The 6,935-nt window shown below is 69.9% G+C and carries 5 protein-coding genes and 1 pseudogene; 2 read left to right on the forward strand and 4 right to left on the reverse strand.

The window, feature by feature from the left end:
* Positions 1-2: 2 nt before the first annotated feature.
* Positions 3-1,634: a dipeptidyl-peptidase 3 family protein gene (locus VIB55_RS13200; protein WP_349263025.1), complete on the forward strand. Its 1,632-nt coding sequence runs from the start codon at positions 3-5 to the stop codon at positions 1,632-1,634.
* 111 nt (positions 1,635-1,745) lie between these two features.
* On the opposite strand, the gene VIB55_RS13205 is transcribed toward VIB55_RS13200, so the two are convergent.
* Positions 1,746-2,435 (reverse strand): L,D-transpeptidase, encoded by a 690-nt coding sequence (locus VIB55_RS13205; RefSeq protein ID WP_331877120.1) that lies wholly within the window; start codon positions 2,433-2,435, stop codon positions 1,746-1,748.
* Positions 2,436-2,717: 282 nt separating this feature from the next.
* Here VIB55_RS13205 and VIB55_RS13210 point away from each other — a divergent pair, with 282 nt between their 5' ends.
* A complete protein-coding gene (locus tag VIB55_RS13210; RefSeq protein ID WP_331877121.1) occupies positions 2,718-3,167 on the forward strand; it encodes a hypothetical protein in 450 nt (149 codons plus the stop codon).
* 87 nt (positions 3,168-3,254) lie between these two features.
* Here VIB55_RS13210 and VIB55_RS13215 read toward each other — a convergent pair whose 3' ends face one another.
* The 3 genes and pseudogenes from VIB55_RS13215 to VIB55_RS13225 all read right to left on the reverse strand — a co-directional run.
* Complete coding sequence (locus tag VIB55_RS13215; RefSeq protein WP_331877122.1) at positions 3,255-3,824, reverse strand: hypothetical protein; 570 nt, start codon at positions 3,822-3,824, stop codon at positions 3,255-3,257.
* A 112-nt stretch (positions 3,825-3,936) separates the two neighbouring features.
* Entirely contained in the window at positions 3,937-5,418 is a 1,482-nt protein-coding gene (locus VIB55_RS13220; protein WP_331877123.1) for a SusD/RagB family nutrient-binding outer membrane lipoprotein, read from the reverse strand.
* 29 nt (positions 5,419-5,447) lie between these two features.
* Positions 5,448-6,935, reverse strand: a pseudogene (locus tag VIB55_RS13225) (SusC/RagA family TonB-linked outer membrane protein); the annotation flags it as partial.

Raw genomic sequence — 6,935 nt, forward strand, 5'->3', positions numbered from 1 at the left:
CGGTGCAGACCCCGTCGACGACGGCGTCGGCAGACGTGGCGGGACCCAGTACCCCGACCCCCGCAGCCGATTCCATCGACCGCAAGCTCGCGCAGTACACGTCCGTCCGCCTGACGACGGACCTGCCGCTGAGCGCCCGCGACCGGCAGATCATTCCGCTGCTGATCGACGCGGCGCGCGAGACGGACGCCGTGTGGCGCCAGCAGACGTACGGCAACCTGGACTCGCTGGTGGCGAGCATCCAGGACCCGCGGGTGCGGCGGTACGTGGAGATCAACTACGGGCCGTGGGACCGGCTGGCGGGGAACGCGCCGTTCCTCCCCGGCGTGGGCCCCAAGCCCGAGGGCGCCAACGTGTATCCGGCGGACATGACCAAGGAGCAGTTCGAGGCGGCCGTGGCCGGGGGCGGCGCGCGGGCCGACTCGCTGCGCGGGCTGTACACGCTGGTGCGGCGCGACGCGGGCGGGCGGCTGACGGCGGTGCCCTACAGCCGGGCCTTCCGGCCGAACATGGAGCGCGCGGCGGCCCGGCTGCGGCAGGCCGCCGCCCTGGCCGAGGACCCCGGCTTCCGGCGCTACCTGGAGCTTCGCGCCGCCGCCCTGCTGACGGACGACTACCAGCCCAGCGACCTGGCCTGGCTGGACATGAAGAACAACACGCTCGACGTGGTGATCGGGCCCATCGAGACGTACGAGGACGCGCTGTACGGATACAAGGCCTCGTACGAGGCGTACGTGCTGGTGAAGGACCTGGAGTGGAGCCGCCGGCTGTCGCGCTACGCGGCGCTGCTGCCGGCCCTGCAGCGCGGCCTTCCCGTCCCCGACGCGTACAAGCGCGAAACCCCGGGCACCGACAGCGACCTGAACGCGTACGACGTGCTGTACTATGCCGGCGAGGCCAACGCCGGCTCCAAGACCATCGCCATCAACCTGCCCAACGACGAGCAGGTGCAGCTGCAGAAGGGCACGCGCCGGCTTCAGCTGAAGAACGCCATGCGCGCCAAGTTCGACCGCATCCTGGTGCCCATCGCCACCATGCTGATCGCGCCGGACCAGCGGCGGCACATCACCTTCGACGCCTTCTTCGGGAACACCATGTTCCACGAGGTGGCGCACGGGCTGGGGATCAAGAACACCATCAACGGCGGCGGCACCGTCCGCGAGGCGCTGAAGGAGCAGGCCAGCGCGCTCGAGGAGGGCAAGGCCGACGTGCTGGGGCTGTACATGCAGGTGCAGCTGCAGGAGATGGGCGAGCTGCAGGGCGACGCCATGGACAGCTACACCACATTCCTGGCCAGCATCTTCCGCTCGGTGCGCTTTGGCGCGGCCAGCGCGCACGGGCGGGCCAACGTGGCGCGCTTCAACTACTTCCAGGAGCGCGGCGCCTTTGCGCGCGACGCGGCCACCGGCACCTACCGCGTAGACCCGGTGCGCATGCGCCAGGCGATGAACGCGCTCTCGGAGCAGATCCTGCGCTTCCAGGGCGACGGCGACTACGCGGGCGTGCAGGCCTTCATGGCGCGCTACGGGCAGATCGGCCCCGAGCTGCAGTCCGACCTCAATCGCCTCGCGACCGCGGGGATCCCGGTGGACGTGGTCTTCGAACAGGGCACCGACGTCCTGGGCCTGCGGTAAACAGCATCACGCAGAGGACGCAGAGGTAGAAAAGAGAGGACGCAGAGGAAACGATCTTTTCCTCTGCGTCCTCTCCGTTTTCTCCGCGTCCTCTGCGTGATGCTCTTCACGTCAGCGCATCAGCGCGACCCGTTCCTCGGCGCGCGCACCGGCAAGGGGCGGCACGGGAAGCAGCGGGGGCAGACCGCCGCCGCGGCGGTACACGTCGGGGTGCAGCGTCAGCGCGCCGCCGCGCACCTCGTTCAGCCGGTACTCGATGCGCACGCGCACGCGGCCCGAAAGGGCGATCTCGCGCGTCTGGCGCGGGTTGTCGGCCAGGCGCTGCACGGCCGCGTCGCTCACCGGCGCCCCGTCGGCCCGCAGCACCAGCCGCGCCAGCTCCATCACGTCGGCGTTGCGCATGCGGATGCACCCGTGCGAGGCCGGCCGGCCCAGCGCGTGCTCGTTGCGCGCCGGCGTGCCGTGCACGTAGTAGTCGCGGAACAGGTGGATCTTCACCCGCCCCATCGGGTTGCTCCATCCGGGGGCCGCGGCCCGCTCGTCGCGCGCCCACGCCGCGTCGGGCGGCGTCCACGACGGGTTCCACACCATCCGCCGGATCGCCGCCTCGCCCGTGGGGGTGGCGTGCCGCGGCGTGCCCACCGAAACCGGGTACGAGCGGATGCGCTCCCCGCCCTGGAACACCTCCAGCCGGCCGGCGGGGATGTTGACCACGATGTCCATGGCCCCCTGCGCGCGGGCGGGGGCGGTGGCCAGCAGCGAAATCAGCAGCCCGGGGACGGCCCGGCGAATCGAGAACATGGTTCGGCTTCCGGATCAGGGTACGTGGTGCCGCGTGTCGTGCTCCAAAGCTGCGGCACCAGGGGCGGAGGCGCGCCGGTCATTTGACCCATCCCGCGCCCGCCGCCCGCATCCCTACGTCGGACGCCCCGCTCCTGTTTCGGCGACCCGGGGGCTCGCCGAACGCGAAGCTTGCCCCCGGCCCCGGGCCGAACGCACATTGCGAAACCGCCCGGCGCTGGCCCGCGAAGTGCCGTTCAAATCCGGGCGTCGCCCCTGTCCCCCGGATGAGGAGGTGGTACCATGAGGATCAGAACGTTGTTCGGCTGCCTCGTCGCGTTCCCGCTGCTCTACGGCTGTGCCCACCACGCGTCCGGGAGGGACGCCGGCCGGCCGGAGGCCCAGTCCCGCCGGATGCTGGTCATCGAGGAGGCGCAGCTCACCCGCCGCGCCGGAACGCTCCTCAGCGTCATGCAGTACGCCGCCGGCCCCATGGAAATCCGGGAAACGCACGGCTGCCCGGAGATCACCCTCCGAGGAAAGAAGCGGTTCCACGGCGCGGCGACCCCCAGCATCTACGTCAACGGGATGCACGCCACCAACACCTGCGTCCTAAACGACTTCCTGGCGGCGGACGTGAGCCGGGTAGAGATCTATCCCTCCGGCGTCACCAGCCGGCCGGGGTACGTGAACTCCGCCGACGGCCTGATCCTGGTGTTCCTGGTGGGCTCCGAAGAACCCGGCGCACGCTGACGCCGTCCGGCAACGGACGCCCCCGAAACGGAAACCGCCGCCCGGCCATCACGGCCGGGCGGCGGTTCTGCGTACCTCCCTGGCGAGCTACCGCCCGCCGGAGCCGGCCAGTGCACGCTGCGACAGGAGCTCGGCGATGCGCTTTTCCAGCTCGCCGGTGGTCCTGCACCGGGTCGAAGGCCCGCTCACCGTCTGCGACGTGGCCTCCGCCGAAACCGTGCTCGAAACCTCGCTGCGGTCACCCACCGCCCGAACGTGGCTGACGGCGGCGAACTCCACCCGGTAGGTATTCGCGATCGGCAGCCCGCCGGCCCCGCTGCCGCAGTCGAAGTACGTCGAGATCCGCACGCCCGCCAGGCGGCCGCTCTCGGTTTGCGACCGAACGCCGAACAGGCGGTCGTTGGCGTCCAGGACCTCGCCGCGGATCCCCAGCTCGCGGTACACGGCCGGCAGCGCCCCCCAGGCCGCCTCCAGCGGCAGCGGGAGCGTCTGCGTCGAGACGCGGGTTTCGGTGTTGGTCGAGATGCTGAAGTCGCCGCCCGGGGTGGTAACGCGCGTCGTTACGGGAACGCTCGACTCCACGGTGACGGTCCGGCCGTTGGATGCCGACGGGGCGCAGGCGGCCAGGAGCAGCGCGGACAACGCGAGAATGCGCATGGGAACACTCCCTTCGGGGGGAAGGAAAAGGGCGCGCGCGTAACCGCGCGCGCCCCGGAGAAAGACTCGGCGCGGGGGCATCCTGGCGGACGTCCCCGGCCGGCCGGTCACATCAGAGCTTGTCCCACCACAGCTTGGCGGTCTGCTCGTTGGCCGCCCCGGTGATCCCCTGGCGCGACTGCGCCTCCTGCAGGTTCGCGGCGTTGAACGTTTCTTCCGAGAACGGATACGGGTACCGCGCGGGAATGCCGTTCTGCAGCACGGCGTTGGGCCCCGGACGAAGCACCGGGTTGTCCAGGCGCCGCACTTCGGCGTACGCCTCGAGCCCCTGCCCGTACAGCGCGATCCACTTCTGCAGGCCGATGAGCGGCCGCCAGTTGGCCGCGTTCCACGTCACGCGGGGCTGGGCAAGGTAGGCCTGGGCATCGGCCTCGGTGGCACCCCAGCGGACCATCGACGCGGTGACCGCCGCATCGTACATGGCCTTGGCGTTGTCGGCGGTGAAGCCGCGAGCCGCCGCCTCGGCACGCAGGAAGAGCACCTCCTCGTACGTCAGCACCGGCAGGCAGGCGGTCTGGGCCAGAAGCGCCGTGCCCGGCTGCGAAACCTGGGTGAAGCCGTAGTTGTTCGCGGCCAGCCCGGCCGGCAGCCCCTCGTAGTGCTTCTCGCCCGCGGCCAGCGTCCGGCCGCCGTACGTCTTGGTGGCGGTGATCGGCTGCGCGTACGCCGAGAGCCGCGGGTCCGAAAGCGACTTCAGGGTGTCGACCAGCACACGGCCCACGCGGTAGTCACCGGGCCGGCTCTGCCAGTAGGTGAACCACGGGTTGCGGGTGGTCGAGGTGTAGCAGATCTGCGCGTTGTCGGCCGCCGACGTGAACACGCCGCCCGGTCCGGCCAGCGCCGCCACGAACTCGGCGCGGGCCTTGGTGGGGTTCACGTCCGCGATGCGCATGGCCATGCGCAGCCGCAGCGAGTTGGCGAACTTCTGCCACTTCGCCGCGTTCCCGCCGTAGATCAGGTCCTGGGCGCCCAGCGGGTTCTCGCCCGTCTTGATCAGTCCGGCGGCCGCGGTCACGTCGGCCAGCATCTTGTCGTAGATCTGCGCCTGGGTGTCGTACTTGGGCGTGATCACACCGCCCTCGATCCCCCCGAACGCCTCGGAGTACGGCAGGTCGCCCCACATGTCGGTGAGGTTCTGCATGGCCCACGACTTCATGATGAGGCCGGCGGCCTGCACGTTGGGCTCGCCCTCGGCTTCGCCCAGCCGGGCGACCGTGTGGAAGTCCATCACGTAGCCGGAATACGCCTCGCGGAACAGGAGGTCGGTATCCGCGGAGCGGTACAGGTACAGGTCTTCCTCGGCGTACTGGATCTGGGCCAGGTGCTGCACCAGCACCTCGCCGTAGCCGAAGTTGAAGCTGGACCCGAGCAGCCGGTCCGCCGCGTCCTGCTGGCCGTCGGTCAGCAGGAACCGGGCGGGAACCTCGGTCGGGGCGTTCGGATCTTCGTTCAGATCGGTCAGGCCTTCGCACGCCGCGGCGCCCAGGGTCAGGGCGAGCATGGGTGCGAGGCGGACCAGAATCGAGTTCTTCATGGTCTTCGCTCTTTCGGGTCGGGGGCCGGTCACGGCGTGATGGTGATGTTCAGACCGATGCTCCGGCCGGACGGCAGCTGGCCGAACTCGAAGCCCTGCGAGTTGCCGGCGTCGAACGCGGTCTCCGGGTCGATGTGCGGCGTCTTGGTCCACAGCCACAGGTTACGGCCGACGATGCCCACGTTCACCTTGCCCAGCGGGGTGCGCGACACCAGCGACTGCGGAACGTTGAAGCTGAAGCGGGCCTCGCGCAGCTTGGTGTAGCTGGCGTCGAAGATGTGCGGCTCGTCCATGAAGTACATCATGAGCCAGAAATCTTCCGGGCACACCGGGGTGGTGTTCTGCGCGCCATCCTCGGTCACGCCGTCGAACACGAGGCCCGGCTCGCAGGGGCCCTGCTCGCGGCCCGGGAGCGAGGTGTCGAGCACGCCCGCGAAGTTGCCGAACATGTTCGTCACCGAGAAGATCTCGCCGCCCACGCGGGTGTCGAACATGAAGCTCAGCTCCATGCCGCGGAAGCTGAACGTGTTGGTGAGCGAGCCCAGCCAGTCGGGCGAGTAGTTGCCCAGGTACACGCGCTCGTCGGCCTCCAGGGGAATGCCGTCGTCGCCGACCACGATCCGGCCCTTGTCGTCACGCTTGTAGCCCTCGCCGTACATCGAGCCGTACGGGTCGCCCACGCGCGCCTCGGTGGTCACGCCCCAGTACGAACCCACCTGGTACGTCGACAGGTCGCCGTACAGGCTTTCGACCTGGCTGCGGTTGCGCGAGTAGTTGGCGGCCATCGACCAGCGGAAGCCGTTCGACCCGTTGATGGGGGTGGCCGTCGCGCGGAGCTCGAAGCCCTTGTTGGAGATGGCGCCCGCGTTCACCGCCTGCTGCAGGAAGCCGCTGGTGCCCGAGATGTCGGCCAGCAGGATCTGGTTGCGGGTGACCTGGTCGTAGTACGTGGCTTCGAAGCCCAGGCGGTTGTCGAAGAACTTCAGGTCCGCGCCCACTTCCCACGCCTCGGTGAGCTCGGGCATCAGGCCGGCGTTGGGGATGAAGTCGCCCGCCGAGTAGGCCGGCGTGCCGCTGAACGGCGTTTCGGCCGAGTAGGTGCCCTGCAGCTGATAGGGCTCGGCGTCGTCGCCCACCTGCGCCCAGCCCGCGCGCACCTTGAACAGGTTCACCGGGGTGCGGGACAGGTCCACCGCGTCCGACACGATCAGGCTGGCCGAAACCGACGGGTAGAAGTACGAGTTGTTCCCCTCGGGAAGGGTCGACGACCAGTCGTTGCGCCCGGTGACTTCCAGGAAGGCAAGGTCGCGGTAGCCCAGCTGGGCCGAGCCGTACACCGAGCGGGTGCCCACGCGGTACAGCAGGTTCTCCGCTTCCACGGGCGACGCGGCGTTGGTGGCCTTGAACAGCCCCGGAATGGTCAGCCGCTCGACCGTGACCAGGTTGAGCTCGTCGGCCGAGGACCGGTAGTTGCCGCCCAGGGTGGCCGCCAGCGAGAAGGAGCTGCTCAGGTCGCG

Source organism: Longimicrobium sp. (assembly GCF_036554565.1).
GTDB lineage: Bacteria > Gemmatimonadota > Gemmatimonadetes > Longimicrobiales > Longimicrobiaceae > Longimicrobium.

Excerpts from the sequence above, each read along its gene's own strand:
- VIB55_RS13205 (WP_331877120.1), bottom strand. The coding sequence starts at position 2,435 with ATGTTCTCGATTCGCCGGGCCGTCCCCGGGCTGCTGATTTCGCTGCTG.
- VIB55_RS13210 (WP_331877121.1), top strand. The coding sequence starts at position 2,718 with ATGAGGATCAGAACGTTGTTCGGCTGCCTCGTCGCGTTCCCGCTGCTC.
- VIB55_RS13215 (WP_331877122.1), bottom strand. The coding sequence starts at position 3,824 with ATGCGCATTCTCGCGTTGTCCGCGCTGCTCCTGGCCGCCTGCGCCCCG.
- VIB55_RS13220 (WP_331877123.1), bottom strand. The coding sequence starts at position 5,418 with ATGAAGAACTCGATTCTGGTCCGCCTCGCACCCATGCTCGCCCTGACC.